This is a genomic window from Dactylosporangium sp. NPDC000244, from assembly GCF_040300725.1.
Taxonomy (GTDB): Bacteria; Actinomycetota; Actinomycetes; order Mycobacteriales; family Micromonosporaceae; genus Dactylosporangium.
The window spans coordinates 121,007-138,997 of record NZ_JBEPEH010000028.1; the positions used below are offsets into that span (position 1 = coordinate 121,007).

A 17,991-nucleotide genomic window follows, 5' to 3' on the forward strand; every position below is an offset into this window, starting at 1 on the left:
GAGACCCCATCGATGCCTTCCCGACATCGATGGGGGACCTTGTGCGGAGATGGGGAGCGGCGTACAACAATATTCAACATATTCGATCTCGTACTGCCTGGGAGCTGCGATGATCCGATCTTCCGGGGCGCTGCAACGCGCCCTGACCGCCGCCGCCACGACCCTCGGGCTGGCCCTCGCGGCGTCCGTCCCCGTCCTGGTGACCGTCACATCGCCGGCTTCGGCCACCGCCACGCCGCAGCCGGGCCCCCTCACCGCCCCCGTGATGGGGTGGAACAGCTGGAACCGGTTCGGCTGCAACATCGACGAAAATCTGATCAAGGCGACCGCCGACGCCATGGTCAGCACCGGCCTGCGCGACGCCGGGTACACCTACGTCGACATCGACGACTGCTGGATGGCGAGCACCCGCGACGCCCAGGGACGCCTGCAGCCCGACCCCACCCGCTTCCCGGGCGGCATCGCGGCCATCGCGACCTACGTGCACGCCCGCGGCCTCAAGCTCGGCATCTACTCCTCGGCCGGCACCGCCACCTGCCAGGGACTGCCCGCGAGCCTCGACCACGAGACCACCGACGCCCAGACGTGGGCCTCCTGGGGCGTGGACCTGCTCAAGTACGACAACTGCAACAACCAGGGCCGCCCCGCCTACGACCGCTACAAGGCGATGGGCGACGCGCTGAAGGCCACCGGACGGCAGATCGTTTACAGCATCTGCAACTGGGGCGACGACCAGCCGTGGGTCTTCGGCCCCAACGTCGGGGGCAGCTCCTGGCGCACCACCGGCGACATCAACGCCAGCTGGGGCAGCATCACCTCGCTCCTGGACCAGCAGGCCGGGCTGGAGCCGTTCGCGCGCAAGGGCTTCTACAACGACCCCGACATGCTCGAGGTCGGCAACGGCTCGCTCACCCAGGACGAGAACGTCGCCCACTTCTCGCTCTGGTCGCTGCTGTCCGCGCCGCTGCTGCTCGGCAACGACCTGCGCTCGGTCAGCGCCACGACCCTCGGCGTGCTGCGCAACGCCGACGTCATCGCCGTGAACCGGGACTGGGGCGGCTCCCAGGGCCGCCGCATCGCCGACTCGGGCGACCAGGAGGTCTGGGCCAAGCCGATGAGCGACGGGTCGGTCGCCGTGGTCCTGTTCAACCGCGGCGGGGCCACCGCGACCGTCTCGACGAGCGCGGCGGCCCTCGGACTCGCCGGCTCCAGTTCGTACGCCACCAAGAACCTCTGGACCGGCGCGACCGGCACCACCACGGGCGCGCTCAGCGCCTCGGTGCCCTCCCACGGCGTCGCCATGTTCCGGGTCACCCGCGCGGGCTCCCTGTCCGGGGCGCCCGCGGCCGGCACCTACCAGGTCAGCGACATGACGTGGGCCGCGTCCAGCAACGGCTGGGGCCCGGTCGAGCGCGACCGTGCCAACGGCGAACAGGCGGCCGGCGACGGCGGGACGCTCAACATCGGCGGCACCACGTTCGCCAAGGGCCTCGGCGTGCACGCGGACTCGGCCGTCCAGGTGTACCTGGGCCGGGCCTGCCGCACCTTCACCGCGCAGGTCGGGGTCGACAACGAGACGGGCACCGCGGGCTCGGTGCGCTTCGCGGTCTACGGCGACGGCCGCCTGCTGGGCTACTCCGGCGTGAAGACCGGCGGCCAGGCACCCACCCGCCTGACCGTGTCGACGGGCGGCTACCTGAACCTGGAGCTGCGCGTCACGGACGCCCGCACGAACGGCATCACGAGCGACCACGCGGACTGGGGGAGCCCGACCCTGGTCTGCGGCGGCACCGGCTCGGGTTCGGCCGTCAGCGACCGCACCTGGGGCGCGACCAGCAACGGCTGGGGCCAGCCGGAGCGGGACATGTCCAACGGGGAGCAGGCGGCCGCGGACGGCAGCGTCATCACCGTCGGCGGCGTGTCCTACCCCAAGGGGGTCGGCGCCCACGCGGCGAGCGACATCACCGTGCCATCCGCGGGCTGCACCCGGTTCACCGCCGTCGGCGGCCTGGACGCCGAGGTGGGCACGAGTTCGACGGGCGTGACGTTCTCGGTGCTGGGCGACGGCACGACGCTGTACACGAGCCCGACGGTGACGGCCGGCGCGCCGGTCGCCATCGACGTGGACGTCACCGGCCGCTCCAACGTCCGCCTGGTCCTGGGCGGCGCGGGCAGCATCGACTACGACCACGCCGACTGGGCCGACGCGCGCCTGGTCTGCTAACGGATCTTGTGGGTCCCCTCCGCCGGGGTGACCACGAAGGCGTCGGGGGGCGCGAAGCCGGCATCGGCGAACGCCCCCCGCACCGCCGCCTCGACCGCCTCGCAGCGCTCGGCGTCCACGAGGGCCAGCACGCACCCGCCGAACCCGCCGCCGGTCATCCGGGCGCCGTACGCGCCCGCGGCCAGGGCCGCGGAGACGACGGTGTCGACCTCGGGCACGGTGATCTCGTAGTCGTCGCGCATGGACTCGTGCGAGGCGGTCATCAGCGGCCCGATCGGCCGGGCATCGCCCGCGCGCAGCGCCTCCACGGTGTCGAGCACCCGCTGGTCCTCGGTCACCACGTGCCGCACGCGCCGGCGCATCACCTCGTCGTCGAGCCGCGCGAGGGCCGCCTCCAGGCCGGCCGGCTCCACGTCCCGCAGCGCCGTCACGTCGAGGATCTTCGCGGCCTCCTCGCAGCTGCGCCGGCGGGCCGCGTACTCGCCCGACACGTGCGCGTGCGGGGCCCGGCTGTCCACCACGAGGATCGCCAGCCCCTGCGCCGCCAGGTCGAACGGCACCTGCTCGGTGGCCAGCGACCGGCAGTCCAGGAACAGCGCGTGGCCCTCGCGGCACAGCGTCGAGGCCGACTGGTCCATGATGCCGGTCGGGGCCCCCACGTACTCGTTCTCGGCCCGCTGGACCAGCCGCGGCCGCACCGCCATCGGCACGTCCAGCCCCGCCAGGTCCACCAGCACGGCCATCACCGCGCACCCCAGCGCGGCCGACGAGGACAGCCCGGCCCCGAACGGCACGTCGGACGCGATCGCCAGGGACGCGCCCGGGACATCGTGGCCGGCCTCGCGCAGGGCCCACACGACCCCGGCGATGTACGCGCCCCAGCCCTCGACCTTGTCGTCGGGGCCGAACGTCACCGTCTCGCCGGTCTGCTCCGACGACACCGTCCAGGACTCGCCACCGGTACGGCGGCCGCCGACGACGGTCAGGTGCGGCAGGGCGAAGGGCAGCACGTAGCCGTCGTTGTAGTCGGTGTGCTCGCCGATGAGATTGACCCGGCCCGGGCTCGCCCACACGGCGTCCCAGGGACCTTCCGGCAGTCTCTGCAGGGCCGTACTCACAGGACGACCTCCCGCAGCATCTGGGCGGCCTGCTCGGGCCGCACGTCGTTGACGAACACGCCCATCGCCGACTCGGAGCCGGCCAGGTACTTGAGCTTGCCCGGCGCCCGCCGGGTGCTGAACAGCTGCAGGTGCAGGTAGGCCAGGTCGCGCGCGACGCGCACGGGGGCCTGGTGCCACGCGGCGATGTAGGGCATCTTCAGCCCGAACATCCCGTCCAGGCGGCGCAGCACCTCGAGGTACAGCGGGCCGAACGCGTCGCGCTCCTCGGTCGTGAGCGCGGGGATGTCGGCGACCCGGCGGTTGGGGTACAGGTGGATCTCGAAGGGCCAGCGGGCCGTCGCGGGCACGAACGCGGTCCACAGCTCGTTGCCGGCCACGATCCGCGTCCCGGCCGCCCGCTCGGCGGCGAGCACGTCGGCGAAGAGGTTGCTCGACCCGCCGCTGCGCTCCCGGTGCTCGCGCGCCGAGCGCAGCATGCGGCGGGTGCGGGGGGTGACGAAGGGGTACGCGTAGATCTGCCCGTGCGGGTGGAAGAGCGTGACACCGATCTCCTCGCCGCGGTTCTCGAAGCAGAAGACCTGCTCGATGTCGTCGCGGGTGGACAGGTCGGCGGTGCGGTCGGCCCACGCCTCCATCACGGTGCGCACCCGGGCGGGCGTCAGCGCGGCGAACGAGGCGTTGTGGTCGGAGGTGAAGCAGACCACCTCGCAGCGCCCGGCGGCCGGGCGGGTCGGCACGAGCCCGGGCAGGATGTCGCCCTGCGCCGGCCCGACGCGGTGGCTGAACGACGGGAAGCGGTTCTCGAAGACCACCACGTCGTACTCGGGCGCGGGGATCTCGCTCGGCCGCTGCGGCGTCGAGGGGCACAGCGGGCACTGGTCGGTCGGCGGCAGGAACGTGCGGCCCTGGCGGTGCGCGGCGATCGCGACCCACTCGTCGAGGATCGGGTCGTGCCGCATCTCCGACGCCGGTGGGGGCGGCGGGAGGTCCCGTTGGTCGACGGCGTCCCGGGACGCGTCGTCGCGCTCATCGAAGTAGATGAGCTCCCGGCCGTCGGCGAGGTGGGTGACCGTTCGCTTCACTCGTTCTCCAGGGTTAACCGTTCGGATCCACGACGATGAGCTCACCGACGCGCTCGGCGAGCTGCACGCGCGCCTCCGCGGCCAGCCCGATGTCGGTGATGAGGATGTCCGCCTCGTCGAGCGGGGTGATGGTCGCGATGCCCACCATTTCCCACTTGGTGTGGTCGGCGAGCACCACGAGCCGGCGCGCGGCGGCGACGAGCAGGCGGTTTGTGCCGGCCTCCATGAGGTTCGGGGTGGTGAAGCCGGTCCGCGGGCTCATCCCGTGCACGCCGAGGAACAGCACGTCCACGTTGAGCGAGCCGATCGCGGCCTCGGCGACGGGGCCCGCGAGGGCGTCCGAGGGGGTGCGGATCCCGCCGGTGAGCACGACCGTCTGGTCCGGGCGCCCGGCGTGGTACAGGGTGTCGGCGACCGGGATCGAGTTGGTGACGATGGTCAGTCCCGGGACATCGACGAGGTGCGCGGCGAGCGCGGCGGTGGTGGTGCCCGCCGAGAGCGCGACCGCGGTGTGCGGCTCGATCAGCTTGGCGGCCCGCTCGGCGATCGACGCCTTCTCGTTGCGCTGGCGCACCGACTTGGCGTCGAAGCCGGGCTCCTCGGTGGAGCCGGGCCCGGCGATGGTGGCCCCGCCGTGCACCTTGTCCACGAGTCCGCGGTCGGCCAGCGCCTCGAGGTCGCGCCGGATGGTCATGTCGGAGACGCCGAACTGGCGGACCAGCTGGCTCACGCGCACGCCACCGTGGCGGCGGACCAGATCGAGGATGGCCGCCTGCCGTTGCTGTGCGAGCATCACGCCGTTCCCTTCGCAGGCGCAGCGGGGGTGTGCACGGCTGCGCGAGTGACCGGACCCACAACGGGTTCCACCGCAGACGTTACGACTCCCGCACGTCGGCGCGCCCCGGTGGCCCGGTCGAAGTCCTCGGCCGCTCGCATGGCGTACAGCTTCGAACCTAGACGACCAGAAGTCAACAAACTCGAACAGGGAAGTGTGGGTGACACCCCCCGCGCGGGTCCCTCGGGCTGCCAATGTGCGTCGATGGGCTTTCCGGACATAGCAGCATCGATCTCGGCAAATCACTCCTGATCATCGGCCGAGATCCATTGACAATGTCCGGTTGTTCGAGGACTGTCGCCGTACTGGAGGTTCTCGTTTGGTTCTGTGCCTTGCTGAGGAGGAAGCGACGAACCTCTCCCGCCGCAGAGCCCGGAAGTGCGCTCAGAAGTCCCTGGTGCCCACCGTCGTGAGGCGCTGGGTCGCCCGGGACAGGGCCACGTACAGCGTCCGGAAACCGGTCGACGCCTCGTCGCGGATGTCGGCCGGCTCCACCACGAGCACCCCGTCGTACTCCATGCCCTTCGAGTCCAGCGCCCCGACCGTCTGCAGCCGCTGCCCGTCGAGCCCGTCGAGCCACGCGGCGATCTCCGCGCGCCGGGCCGTCGGGGTGATCACGCCGACCGTGCCCTCGACCTGCTCGAGCAGGGCCGCCGCGGCCGAGCGCGCCGCCGCCGCGAGGTCCGCGGCCGCCGCGAGGGTCTCGACCGGCTCGATGCCGGAGGAGCGTACGGCCGTCGGCAGCTCGATGTCCGGCTGGGCCGCGCGGATGACCCGGGCCGCGACCGCGAAGATCTCGGCCGAGTTGCGGTAGTTCGTGGTCAGGGTGAACAGGGAGCGGCGGCGCGTGCCGACGGCCGCCTCCATCGCCTTCTGCGACTCCGCGGCGTCGGCCCACGCGGCCTGGGCCGGGTCGCCCACGATCGTCCAGGTGGCGTGCGGGCCGCGGCGGCCGATCATGCGCCACTGCATGGGGGAGACGTCCTGCGACTCGTCGACGATGACGTGCGCGTAGTCGCGGTAGTCGTCCGGGCGTTCGAGCGCCTGCTCGCGGGCGGCCGCCATGCGCTGGGAGATCGTGGCGACCTCGCGCACGCCCTCGGCCACGTGGAACGGGTCGCGGGCGGCGCGCTTGCGCACCGGGGGATCGCCGAGGTACTCGTGCAGCTCGTCCAGCAGCGCCACGTCCTCGACCGAGAGCGACTCGGGGTCGATGGCCGCCGCCAGGGTCGCGATCTCGCGGTTGCTCAGCATCCCGTTCGCCCACCGCTGCAGCCGCTGGCGGTCGGCCAGCCAGCCGAGCACCTCGGCGGGGCGCAGCACCGGCCACCAGCCGCGCATGAACTGCCCGAACTCGGGCCGCTCGGCGATGTCCGAGGCGAACTCGGCCCGCTGCTGCTGCCGGCCCGACGGGAGCAGCTGCACGCTCTGGCGCCACAGCGCGTCCAGCACGTGCCCGGCGGCCTTGGCCCGGGCGGCGTTGCGCTTCACGCCGAGGTTGAGCACCGTGCGGCGCAGCTCGTCCAGGGCGGGCTTGTCGAGGGTGAGCAGCTCACCCCGGTACAAAATCCGGATCTTGTCGGGTGAACCCGGCACCGGGCCCCGCGCGGCGCGCCCGAGCACCCGCTGCATGCGCAGCGAGCCCTTGACCGCCGCGACCTCGGGCGGCTCGTGCCGGGTCGCCTGCACGCCCTCGACGAGCTGGCCCAGCGAGCGCAGGGAGGCCGTGTCCTCGCCGAGCGACGGCAGCACCCGCGACACGTAGCCGACGAACACGTCCGAGGGGCCGACGACGAGCACGCCGCCGCTCTCGTACCGGTTGCGGTCGGCGTAGAGCAGGTAGGCGGCCCGGTGCAGCGCGACGGCGGTCTTGCCGGTGCCGGGCCCGCCCCGCACGATCGTGATCCCGGAGGCGGGGGAGCGGATCGCGTCGTCCTGCTCGCGCTGGATGGTCGCGACGATGTCCTTCATGCCCCGGCCGGTGGCCCGCGACAGGTTCGCCAGCAGCGCGCCGTCCCCGATCACGGGCAGGTCGGCGGGGGCCGCGGCCGGATCGAGCAGGTCGTCCTCGATCGAGACGACCTTTTCGTTGGTACTGCGGATGCTGCGCCGCCGCACCACGCCCATCCGGTCGGCGGGCGTGGCCCGGTAGAACGGCGCCGCCGCGGGCGCCCGCCAGTCGACGACCAGCGACTCGTACTCCTCGTCGCGCAGCCCCAGCCGCCCGATGTAGCGCACCTCGCCGTCCGGCACCGCGGGCTCGACGGCCGCGGCGTCCGCGCCGGAGACCCCGTCGGGCCCGAGGTCGAGCCGGCCGAAGACCAGCCCGTCGTGCTCGCTCTCCAGGGCCCGCCGGCGCCGGGCCGCGTGATACACCATAGCGTCCCGCTCGACCAGGGCGCCGAAGTTGCCGACCCTGGCCAGGCTGTATCCGGCCTTCTCCACCTCGGCCGCGGACACACGCAGCTGGTCCAGCCGCACGTAGACCCGGTCGAGATAAGCCTGCTCAGCGGCGATCTCCGAGTCGCGAACCGCGTCGCTCAACGCACTACTCCTGCCGCCCGGCGAAAAACAACCCCAAAAGCTTACTCGCGAGTCGGGGACGTTTCGATCACGGCGTGGCCGTCGGCTTCGTGCCGGGCCTGGGTCACGGCGTGCCCGCAGGCTCCTTCTCGGCCTCCGCGCGCAGGGCCGCGGCCTCCTTGGCCGCCTTGCGACGCAGGTAGAAGGTGGTGGCGAGCCCGGCGACGACGGCCAGCGCGAGCGCCACCCACGAGAAGTCCTTGAGCCACTTCTCGGCGACCCGGCCCAGCGAGTAGATCGCGAACACGGTGCCGAACGACCAGACTATGCCGCCGGTGGCGTTGGCGATGAGGAACTTGCCATACGGCACCTTGAGCGCACCCGCGAGCGGCCCGGCGAGGATGCGCAGCAGAGCGATGAACCGGCCGAAGAAGACCGCCCACACGCCCCAGCGCTGGAACGCCCGCTCGGCCTTGGCCAGGTGCGGGGGGCCGAAGTGCTTCGGGAAGCGCCGGCCGAAGCGCTCCAGCAGGGCGCGCCCGCCCCGCCGGCCGATCAGATATCCGATGCTGTCGCCGACGATCGCGCCCGCCGCGGCGGCGGAGGCGACGAGCCACGGGTTCACCGAGGTGGACACGGACAGCAGTGAGGCGGTCACGAGCGCGATCTCGCCGGGCAGCGGCACACCCATGCTCTCGACGCCGATCACGGCCCCGACCAGCAGGTAGACCCAGATCGGGGAGAGTGTGCCCATCCACACCTCAATGTGATGCACCGGCCGACCCTCCCCTTGAGACTTCCGTTCCCGCCCAGGGTCTCATAGTTTCCTGAGCGTGGGCTGTCTGGTGTACGGCGCGAACGGCTACAGCGGTACCCTGCTGGCCCGCCTCGCGGTGGCCCGGGGTGAGCGTCCGGTGCTGGCCGGCCGCTCGCAGGCCCCGGTGCGCGCGCTCGCGGAGGAGCTCGGCCTGCCGTGGCGCGCCGGCCCGCCGTCCCGCGAGCTCCTCGAGGGCGTCGACGCCGTGGTGAACTGCGCCGGCCCGTTCGCCGCGACCGCCCGCCCGATGGTGGCGGCGTGCCTCGCCGCCGGGGTGCACTACCTCGACATCACCGGCGAGCTGGACGTGTTCGCCTGGATGTTCGCCCAGGACGAGGCCGCACGCGCGGCGGGTGTCGCAATGATCACCGGGGCCGGGTTCGACGTGGTGCCGACCGACTGCCTCGCCGCGCTGCTCGCCGCCGAGCTGCCCGGGGCGGTCGCCCTGGAGCTGGCCTTCTCGGCGCCCGGGGGACTGTCCCGCGGCACCGCCCGCACCGCGCTGGCCGAGATGGGCTCCGGCGCCCTGCGGCGCGCCGGCGGGGAGCTGGTCGCGACCCGCTTCGGCCGGCCCTCGCGCTCGGTGCCGTTCCCGTCGGGGCCCCGCCGGGTCGGCGCGACCCGCTGGGGCGACCTGGTCACGGCCTGGCATTCGACCGGTATTCCCGACATCACCGTCTACATGCCCCTCCCGCCGGGTGCGGTGCTCGCCCCGCTGTTCGCGTTCCCGCCGCTGCGGCGGGCGGCGCAGGCCCTGGTCCGCCCGGGCGGCCCGGCCGCGTCCGTGCGCGAGTCGAGCGGCTGCGAGGCGTGGGCCGAGGTCCGCGACGCCGCGGGGGCCACCCGCGCGGCGACGCTGACCGGCCCGAACGCCTACGCGCTGACGGCCGACGCGTCCCTGCGCGCCGTCCAGAGGGTGATGGCCGGCGAGGTGGTTCCCGGCGTGCACACGCCCTCGTCCGCGCTCGGCGCCGGCTTCGTCCGGACGCTCGACGGGGTGAGCGTCACCCTGACTTGAGGGCCTTGACAGCCTTGACGGCCTTGACGGCCGCGCGCTGGCGCGGGGTGCGCCGGCTCCGGGGCCCGGCGCGGCGGATCACGGAGACGATCGCGTCCGTCACGGAGTCCGGGCGCTCGATCGGCAGCATGTGCCCGGCCTCGTCGCAGACGCGCAGCTCGGCGTCGGGCAGCTCCCGCGCGATCGTCTCGGCGCACGCGGGCGGGGTGAGGCGGTCGGCCGAGCCGACCAGCACCGCGACCGGCAGTCCCCGCATCGCGGCCAGGGTTTCGACCCGGTGGTGCAGGTCGACGGAGGGCCGGAAGCCGCCGATGGCGCAGAGCGGGGCGTTGCCGACCATGGACGCGGTGAGCGCGACCCAGCTCGTGTCGACCCGGTGGCCGAAGACGAGCCAGCGCACGCCGGGCGCGAGCAGCGGCATCAGCCGCCGGTGCGGCCGCCAGGCGCCGGAGCGGGCGAGCAGCCCGGCCCCCTGCACCTCGAGCACCCGCATGACCCGGGCGAGCCGGGGACTGAGCCCGTAGCTCGTGCGCGAGGACCCCTCGGCCGACGTGGACACGAGCACGATCCCGACCACGCGGCGCGCGAACGAGGCCGCGTGCCGGTGTGCGTACTCCATGATCGCCATCCCGCCGAGCGAGTGCCCGCAGAGCACGATCGGCCCGCGCGGGACGAGCTGCTGGATGACCTCGGCGAGATCGTCGCCGAGCTGCTCGAGGGTGGCGTCGGACCCGCGGGTGGCGTCGGAGCGCCCGTGGCCGCGCAGGTCGAACGCGAGGATCTGCACCGGTGCGCCGAGCCGCTCGGGCAGATCGGCGATCTGCTGGCGCCACAGCCGGTTGTCGAGCGTCCAGCCGTGCAGGAGGACCACCGTGACCGGCCGCTGCCCGGGGACCTTGGCCGCGGCGGGATGGAACACGCCGTACAGCTGGGCGCCGTCCTTGACCCGTACGGGCGTGAAAGCGACGGTACCCATGGTCAATTGTTACCCGGATGTTTCCAGGATTACCCCCCATCTACCCATAACGCTCTGGTCTCGCAATGCTCCCCTCACCGGCCCCTCACCCCTCGGGTCCCCCGGCGCTGGTCGAAGGTCGGCAGCTCTGCGCCGCGGCTCTCACAACGCACCGTCACCCTCGGCTCCGGGTGCTGGTCGCGGCTCTCACCACGCTCCCTCACCCTCGGCTCCGGGTGCTGGTCGCGGCTCTCACCACGCTCCCTCACCCTCGGCTCCGGGCGCTGGTCGCGGCTCTCACCACGCTCCCTCACCCTCGGCTCCGGGCGCTGGTCGCGGCTCTCGTAACGCCCCCTCCGCCTCGGGCTGCGGGCGCTGATTCGAAAAGTCGGGCGCTCCGCGCCGCGACTTTTCGGACTTATCGCCCGACAGGAGATACGCGCCGATCGTCCGTTTCCAGGAACGACAAACGCCGCCGGGCAGCAGCCCGGCGGCGTTCGCTATGACAGAGGACCGGCGATCAGGCGGCCTCGAACACGCCCGCGTCGACGAGGCGCTGCTCGGTGGCGGCCCAGCCGTTGCTCGGCTCGGCCGCGTTGAGGGCCTGGATCTCGGCGCGGATCTTGGTGGCGTGGCCGGCCGCCGCGAGCACCCGGATCTCCTCGGCGAAGGCGTCGGAGGTGGTGCTGAGGTGCACGGTCTTGCCGTTGGTCAGGTTGCGCACGTACACGTGCTTGCCCTTGTTGAGCGGGATGAGGTACTTGAACTCACCCAGCACGCTGAGGGCGCCGGAAGCACCGGCCTGACCGGCGCGGACTGAGGCCCGCGCGGTCTTTGAGGTGTTGCTCGCCACGGCGGGAACTCCTTGTCGAGGCATGCGTATGGAAGACAAGAAAGTGTAACAGCCTGCGAGAGCCCTCAGTAAAACGTGCGTTACCTGATGGATGATTCGTCCGTTGGACATTTCGCAGCACCGGTGTGACCGATTCTCTGGCGCGCCGCCGACAACATCGTCATCATTGGTCCCAACAGTCACCGCCTAGCCGGCATGACCCGCGGAGCACGAGGTCGTAGGGGAAGACGCACCTCGGTCTCCAGGAGGTCTTACGTGCCCACGCGTGGCGTCATATACGTGCACTCGACACCGCTCGCCGTGTCCTCACACGTCGAGTGGGCGATCGCGCGCGTCCTCGGCGCGCCGGTTCGCCTCGAGTGGACGGTTCAGCCTGTCGAGCCTTCGGCCCGGCGGGCGCAGTGCTCGTGGTCCGGCGCGACCGGCACGGGCGGCGAGCTCGCGGCCGCGCTCCGGCAGTGGCCGATGATCCGCTTCGAGGTCACCGAGGAGCCGAGCCCCGGCGTGGACGGGGAGCGGTTCATGCACGTGCCCGGACGCGGCCTGTTCCGCGGCTCGACCAGCGCCAACGGTGACATCGTGCTGTCCGAGGACCGGCTGCGCACCCTCGTGGCGAGCGCGCGCGGCTACGAGACCCTCGCGCACACGCTGGAGAAGGCCCTGGGCGCACCCTGGGACGTCGAGCTGGAGCCGTACCGCCATGCCGCCGACGGCGTCCCGATGACCCTGCTCACCCGGGTCGGGTAAGAGACCCGCGTTGCACGGTCATGATTGAGTTGGGCGGTGCCGAGTCCCACGCGCCGCCTCCTGCTGTCCCTGACGGCCCTCGCACTGCTCGCGAGCGGCTGCACCGACGACGGGAAGGGCAGCGCCGACCCGGGCGCCAGCGGGCCCGTGTCCGCGCTGGTGCCGGGGGAGGACCCGGCCGCGCTGGCCGGACGGCTCTCCGATGAGGAGCTCGTCGGCCAGCTGCTGATGCCGTACGCGTACGGCAACACGGCCGACAAGGTCTCCTCGGGCTCGGCGGCGGCCAACCGCAACTACGCGGGGGCGTCCACGCCGGCCGACATCATCAAGAAGTACCACCTCGGCGGCATCATCCTCGTCTCCTCCAGCGCCGACGATCCCACCGCGGGCACCAACAAGACCACGAACGTCGAGTCGCCGGCCCAGGTGGCGAAGCTCACGACCGGCCTGCAGCAGGCGGCCCTGAGCCTGCCCGCGCGGCTGCCGCTGCTCATCGGCACCGACCAGGAGTACGGCCAGGTCACCCGCATCCGCGACGGCATCGTGCAGCTGCCGGCGGCGCTCGCGTTCGGCGCGGCCGGGGACCTCGCACTCACCGAGGCGGCCTGGAAGGCGGCCGGCGCCGAGCTCGCCGCGATCGGCCTCAACGTCGACTTCGCCCCCGACGCCGACGTCCTCGGCACCCAGCCCGGCGGGGTGATCGGCTCCCGCTCGTTCGGCAGCGACCCGGCGAAGGTCGCGCCGCAGGTCGCCGCGGCCGTGCGGGGGTTGCAGGCGGCCGGGGTCGCCGCGACCGTCAAGCACTTCCCGGGCCACGGGCACACCACGACCGACAGCCACAGCAGCCTGCCGGTGCTCTCCCAGAACCTCACGGCGCTCGAGACCGCCGACCTGCCGCCGTTCACCGCCGCCCGCGACGCCGGCGTCGGGCTCGTCATGTCCGGGCACCTCGACGTGAAGGCGATCGACCCCGGCGTGCCGGCCTCGTTCTCCGGCAAGGTGCTGACCGACCTGCTGCGCGGCAAGCTCAAGTACGACGGCGTGGTCGTCACCGACGCCCTCAACATGGCCCCGGCCGAGCAGTGGGGCCCGGGCGAGGCGGCGGTGCGCGCGATCCTGGCCGGCAACGACATCCTGCTCATGCCGCCGAGCCTCAGCGCGGCGTACAAGGGGCTCCTGGACGCGGTCAAGTCCGGCCGCCTGCCGAAGCAGCGGGTGGTCGAGTCGGTGACGCGGATTCTGGCGCTGAAGCAGCGGCTGGCGGCGGTACCGAAGCAGGATTTCGGTGTCGTCGACGGCCCGGACGGCAAGAACGCCGCGCGGGCGGCCGCCGCGGCCGCGATCACCGTCCTGCGCGGCAAGTGCTCCGGCGCCCTGGTCACGGGCCCGGTGCGGGTCACCGCGGCCGGCGCGGACACGGCCAAGGGCTGGCTGGAGGAGGCCCTGCGCGGCGCGGGCGCCGAGGTGGTGACCCAGGGCGGCACCGAGGTGCGCCTGGTCGGCTACGGGCGCGGCTCGGCGGATCTGTCCTCGGCGGCGGGGGTGACGGTGGCGCTGGACACGCCCTACGTGCTCGGCTCCGCGAAGGGCACCTTGCTGGCGACCTACTCGGGTTCGCGGGTTTCCATGTCCGCCCTGGCGGATGTACTCGTGGGCAAGGCCAAGGCTCCCGGCCGCACCCCCGTCCCCGTGCAAGGCCTCCCCGCGACGGCCTGCAGCTGAACGAGCGCCCAGGTCTTGCCAGGCGGCTGAGCGCCGGTCCTCGCGGCGAGCCTTCCCGCGACGCCGCGCCCAGGTGCGACTCAGGGCCGAACGCCAGGCCGCCGTGCAGGGCCTTTCCGCGACGGCCTTCAGTTGAACGAGCGTCCGGGTGCGACTCAGGCTCGCACGGCGCCCGGTCAGCGCTTCCCGAAATGCGCCCTGACCTGCGGTTTCACGAAAAGTCGGGCACTCCGTGACACGACTTTTCGGACTTATCGCCCGTCAGGGTATAAATCCGATATGTCGCGGCGCGAAGCGCCCGACATATCGCGCCAAAACGCGGCCGGCTCCCCCAAAAACGATGGGAGAGCCGGCCGGAACAAGAAACTCAGACGCGCGCGAACACCAGCGCCGCGTTGTGCCCGCCGAAGCCGAACGAGTTGTTCAGCGCCGCCGGAATCTCGATGTGCCGAGCCTTGTGCGCCGCCACATCCAGGTCCAGCCCGTCGTCCGGGTCGTCGAGGTTGATGGTCGGCGGCACGACCCCGTGGTACACGGCCAGGATCGTCGCGATCGACTCGACCGCCCCCGCCGCGCCCAGCAGGTGCCCGGTCATCGACTTGGTCGACGTGAGCACTGGGTGGTCGCCCAGGGCCCGGTGCAGCGCCTTGATCTCCGCGAGGTCCCCGACCGGCGTCGAGGTCGCGTGCGCGTTGACGTGCACCACGTCGGACTTGGCGATGCCGGCGTCGCGGAGGGCGAACTCGATCGCCTTCACCGCGCCGTCGCCGTCGGGGTGGGGCTGCACGATGTCGTACCCGTCGGAGCTGATCCCCGCCCCGGCGAGCCGCGCGTAGATGCGGGCCCCGCGGGCACGGGCGTGGTCGGCGCGCTCCAGGACGATCGCCCCCGCGCCCTCGCCGAGCACGAAGCCGTCGCGGCCCTTGTCCCACGGGCGGGACGCGGCCTCGGGGTCGTCGTTGCGCACGGACATGGCGCGCATCGCGGCGAACCCGGCGATCGGCAGCGGGTGGATCACGGCCTCGGTGCCGCCGGCGATGACGACGTCGGCGCGGCCGAGGCGGATGAGATCGAGGGCGTGCGAGATCGCCTCGGCGCCGGTGGCGCAGGCGCTGGCCACGCAGTGCACGCCGGCGCGGGCGCCCCGCTCCAGGCCGATCCAGGCGGCGGGCCCGTTCGGCATGAGCATCGGCACGGTGTGCGGGGAGACCTTGCGAGGGCCGCTGGCCTCCAGGATGTCGTCCTGGTTGAGCAGGGTCTGCGCGCCGCCGATGCCGCTGCCGACGCTGACGGCGAGGCGGTCCTTGTCCACGTCGGGCGAGCCGGCGTCGGCCCAGGCCTCGCGGGCGGCGATGATCGCGGTCATCTCGCTGCGGTCCAGGCGGCGGGCCTGCACCCGGTCGATCTTCTCCGTCGGCTCGACCGCGAGTTGCGCGGCGATCCGGACGGTCAGCTGCGCGGCCCACTCCTGGGTCAGCGGTGTCACGCCCGACTTTCCGGCGAGCATGGCGTCCCAGGTGGACGGCACATCTCCACCGAGGGGAGTGGTGGCCCCCAGACCGGTGACGACGACCTCAACACTCACTGCTCAACAACTCCTCAACAGACAACCTGGGCGCCGGGGCCCCGGGCGGGGCCCCGGCGGTGGCTCAGGCCTGCGACTTCTCGATGTACGAAACGGCGTCGCCGACGGTCTTGAGGTTCGGGACCTCGTCATCCGGGATCTTCACGCCGAACTTCTCCTCGGCGGCCACGACGACCTCGACCATGGACAGCGAGTCGACGTCGAGGTCATCGGTGAACGACTTCTCCTCGGCGACGTCGTCGGGGTTGACCCCGGCGACCTCCTCGAGGATCTCGGCGAGGCCTGCGGCGATCTCTTCACGGGTGGACATAGAGCTTTCCTTCCTAGGGTTGACGCGCTCGTCGATGAAAGATGAACAGACCGCTACGGGCAGCGGATCACTTGGCCCGCGTACGTCAGACCGCCGCCGAACCCGAAGAGCAGCACGGGGGCGCCGGAGGGGATCTCACGCCGCTCGATCGCCTTGGACAGCGCCAGCGGGATGCTCGCGGCCGACGTGTTGCCCGACTCGACGAGGTCCTTGAGGATCACGGCGTTGGGCAGGTCGAGGCGCTTGACGATCCCGTCGATGATCCGCGTGTTGGCCTGGTGGGCGACGAACGCGGCGATGTCCTTGCCCTGGACGCCGGCCCGGTCGAGCGCGGCCTGGGCGTAGGGGGCGACGGCGGTGGTGGCCCAGCGGAAGACGGCCTGGCCCTCCTGCTTGATGTACGGCCGCCACCCCTCGATCTTGAGCACGTCGCCCTTCTCGGGCGCCGAGCCCCAGACCACGGGCCCGATGCCGGGCGCCTCGCCCTCGGCGGCGGCGCTGACCACGGCCGCGCCCGCGCCGTCGCCGAAGAGCACGGCGGTGGTGCGGTCGGTCCAGTCGGTCACGTCGGAGAGCTTCTCGGCCCCGATGACCAGCGCGTTGCGGGCGGCACCGGCCCGGATCGCGTGGTCGGCGCTGGCCAGGGCGTAGCAGAAGCCGGAGCAGGCGGTGTTGAGGTCGTAGGCGGCCGGCGCGTTGATGCCGAGCTTGGCGGCCACGCGGGTCGCCACGTTCGGGCAGCGGTCGACCGAGCTGCAGGTGGCGACCACGACGGTGTCGATGTCGGCGGCGGTGAGCCCGGAGGCCGCGAGGGCCTTGCCGCCCGCGATGATCGCCATGTCGGCGACGGTCTCGGCGCCGGCCACGCGCCGCTGGGCGATGCCGACCCGGTCACGGATCCACTCGTCGTTGGTGTCGATCACCTTCGACAGGTCGTCGTTCGTGACCACCTGGGACGGCTGGTAGTGGCCGAACGCCAGGATCTTCGATCCGGCAGCCGGGGTCATAGTTGGCCTCCAATGCGGGCGAGCGGCCGGCCTGGGGCGACCGGGTCGTCGAGGCGCGCGAGCCACTCGGTGAGCACGCCGGCGCCGGGCGCGGCGACGTCGATCGGGCCCTGCGCGGTCTGCACACTACCGATGACCTGCCCTGCCTCGACACGGTCGCCCTCGTCACACGCGGGGCTGAACGGGCCCGCGGCGGTGGCGACGGCGACGCTGTCCTGCGAATGCGCCGGCAGAGCGAAGGCGCCCCCGTGCCGCGCGATCGCGGAGTGCGCCTTGGGAAGGTCGTCGGGGGTGTTCACGGTGACGATCTCGATGCCCTTGAGCGCCCGCTTGGCCAGCCCGGCCAGGGTGCCGGCCGGGGCGAGCTCGACGATCGCGGTGACGCCGAGGTCGGCCATGGTCTGCATGCACAGGTCCCAGCGCACCGGCGCGGTCACCTGCCGCACGAGGCGCAGCAGCATCGCCGGGCCGTGCCCGACCGCCGCGCCGTCGCGGTTGGAGAGCAGGATCCGGCTCGGGGCGCCCGGGGTGATGCCGGAGGCGACCGCGGCCAGGGCGGCCTCGGCCGGGGCCATGAAGGGCGTGTGGAACGCCCCGGCCACCTGCAGCTTGATCACCTTGGCCCGCGCGGGCGGCTCGGCGGCGAACTTCTCCAGCCCGGCGAGGGACCCGGCGGCCACGATCTGGCCGGCCCCGTTGCGGTTGGCGGCGTAGAGCCCGGCGGCGTCGATCGCCGCGACCACCTCGTCGGGCTCGCCGCCGAGCACGGCGCTCATCCCGGTCGGCTCGAGCGCGCAGGCCGCGGCCATCTCGCGGCCGCGCACCCCGGCGAGGGTGATGGCGGCCTCGGGGGTCAGCACCCCGGCGAGGGCCGAGGCGGCGAGCTCGCCGACGCTGTGCCCGGCGACGACCGCGGCGTCGTGCAGCGGGAGCTGCTCGGCGGTCAGCAGCGCGGCGGCGACGAGCAGCGGCTGGGTCTTGGCGGTGTCCTTGATCTCCTCGGCGTCGGCCTCGGTGCCCAGGTGGACGAGGTCGACCCCGGACAGCGCGGACCACCAGCGCAGGCGGGCCTCGACGCCGGGCCGGGCGAGCCAGGGGGCCAGGAAGCCGGGCTTCTGGGAGCCTTGGCCTGGAGCGAGTACGGCAAGCACGTCTAAGACTTTTCCGGATCCCCTACAGTCACGCCGGTAGC

The 17,991-nt window shown here is 72.8% G+C and carries 15 protein-coding genes; 4 read left to right on the forward strand and 11 right to left on the reverse strand.

Annotated elements, in window-relative coordinates:
- The first annotated feature begins 109 nt into the window (after positions 1 to 109).
- On the forward strand, positions 110 to 2,224 hold the full coding sequence (locus tag ABT369_RS35535; protein WP_350618751.1) for an NPCBM/NEW2 domain-containing protein: 2,115 nt from the start codon (positions 110 to 112) through the stop codon (positions 2,222 to 2,224).
- Here the strand turns inward: ABT369_RS35535 and galK are convergent.
- From galK to ABT369_RS35560, 5 genes are all read right to left on the reverse strand, one after another.
- Positions 2,221 to 3,342, reverse strand: coding sequence for a galactokinase (galK, locus tag ABT369_RS35540; RefSeq protein ID WP_350618752.1), 1,122 nt, complete (start codon positions 3,340 to 3,342; stop codon positions 2,221 to 2,223). The two genes, ABT369_RS35535 and galK, sit on opposite strands and share 4 nt — an antisense overlap.
- Complete coding sequence (gene galT / locus ABT369_RS35545) at positions 3,339 to 4,427, reverse strand: galactose-1-phosphate uridylyltransferase (protein ID WP_350618754.1); 1,089 nt, start codon at positions 4,425 to 4,427, stop codon at positions 3,339 to 3,341. The genes galK and galT overlap by 4 nt, the downstream gene beginning before the upstream one ends.
- Before the next feature lie 13 nt (positions 4,428 to 4,440).
- Entirely contained in the window at positions 4,441 to 5,220 is a 780-nt protein-coding gene (locus tag ABT369_RS35550; RefSeq protein WP_350618756.1) for a DeoR/GlpR family DNA-binding transcription regulator, read from the reverse strand.
- Positions 5,221 to 5,646: 426 nt separating this feature from the next.
- On the reverse strand, positions 5,647 to 7,806 hold the full coding sequence (locus ABT369_RS35555; RefSeq protein WP_350618758.1) for a HelD family protein: 2,160 nt from the start codon (positions 7,804 to 7,806) through the stop codon (positions 5,647 to 5,649).
- Positions 7,807 to 7,909: 103 nt separating this feature from the next.
- Positions 7,910 to 8,560: a DedA family protein gene (locus ABT369_RS35560; protein ID WP_350618760.1), complete on the reverse strand. Its 651-nt coding sequence runs from the start codon at positions 8,558 to 8,560 to the stop codon at positions 7,910 to 7,912.
- 58 nt (positions 8,561 to 8,618) lie between these two features.
- On the opposite strand from ABT369_RS35560, the gene ABT369_RS35565 reads away from it, so the two are divergent.
- Entirely contained in the window at positions 8,619 to 9,620 is a 1,002-nt protein-coding gene (locus ABT369_RS35565) for a saccharopine dehydrogenase family protein (protein WP_350618762.1), read from the forward strand.
- On the opposite strand, the gene ABT369_RS35570 is transcribed toward ABT369_RS35565, so the two are convergent.
- Both ABT369_RS35570 and ABT369_RS35575 read right to left on the reverse strand, forming a co-directional pair.
- A complete protein-coding gene (locus ABT369_RS35570) occupies positions 9,607 to 10,596 on the reverse strand; it encodes an alpha/beta fold hydrolase (RefSeq protein WP_350618764.1) in 990 nt (329 codons plus the stop codon). The two genes, ABT369_RS35565 and ABT369_RS35570, sit on opposite strands and share 14 nt — an antisense overlap.
- A gap of 499 nt (positions 10,597 to 11,095) precedes the next feature.
- The gene (locus tag ABT369_RS35575) at positions 11,096 to 11,428 is read right to left on the reverse strand and encodes a hypothetical protein (protein ID WP_350618766.1); all 333 of its coding nucleotides are present in this window, start codon (positions 11,426 to 11,428) and stop codon (positions 11,096 to 11,098) included.
- A 255-nt stretch (positions 11,429 to 11,683) separates the two neighbouring features.
- On the opposite strand from ABT369_RS35575, the gene ABT369_RS35580 reads away from it, so the two are divergent.
- Both ABT369_RS35580 and ABT369_RS35585 read left to right on the forward strand, forming a co-directional pair.
- On the forward strand, positions 11,684 to 12,175 hold the full coding sequence (locus tag ABT369_RS35580; RefSeq protein ID WP_350618768.1) for a DUF3145 domain-containing protein: 492 nt from the start codon (positions 11,684 to 11,686) through the stop codon (positions 12,173 to 12,175).
- Positions 12,176 to 12,211: 36 nt separating this feature from the next.
- Entirely contained in the window at positions 12,212 to 13,897 is a 1,686-nt protein-coding gene (locus ABT369_RS35585; protein WP_350618770.1) for a glycoside hydrolase family 3 protein, read from the forward strand.
- Positions 13,898 to 14,264: 367 nt separating this feature from the next.
- On the opposite strand, the gene fabF is transcribed toward ABT369_RS35585, so the two are convergent.
- The 4 genes from fabF to ABT369_RS35605 all read right to left on the reverse strand — a co-directional run bounded on the left by fabF (position 14,265) and on the right by ABT369_RS35605 (position 17,950).
- Positions 14,265 to 15,482, reverse strand: a complete 1,218-nt coding sequence (gene fabF, locus ABT369_RS35590) for a beta-ketoacyl-ACP synthase II (RefSeq protein ID WP_350618772.1) — start codon at positions 15,480 to 15,482, stop codon at positions 14,265 to 14,267.
- Between the two features lie 64 nt (positions 15,483 to 15,546).
- Complete coding sequence (locus tag ABT369_RS35595) at positions 15,547 to 15,792, reverse strand: acyl carrier protein (RefSeq protein WP_350618774.1); 246 nt, start codon at positions 15,790 to 15,792, stop codon at positions 15,547 to 15,549.
- Between the two features lie 53 nt (positions 15,793 to 15,845).
- Positions 15,846 to 16,799 carry a beta-ketoacyl-ACP synthase III gene (locus ABT369_RS35600; protein ID WP_350618776.1) on the reverse strand — a complete coding sequence of 318 codons (954 nt, stop codon included), beginning with the start codon at positions 16,797 to 16,799 and terminating at the stop codon, positions 15,846 to 15,848.
- Positions 16,796 to 17,950, reverse strand: coding sequence for an acyltransferase domain-containing protein (locus ABT369_RS35605; protein ID WP_350618778.1), 1,155 nt, complete (start codon positions 17,948 to 17,950; stop codon positions 16,796 to 16,798). The genes ABT369_RS35600 and ABT369_RS35605 overlap by 4 nt, the downstream gene beginning before the upstream one ends.
- Between the last annotated feature and the right edge of the window lie 41 nt (positions 17,951 to 17,991).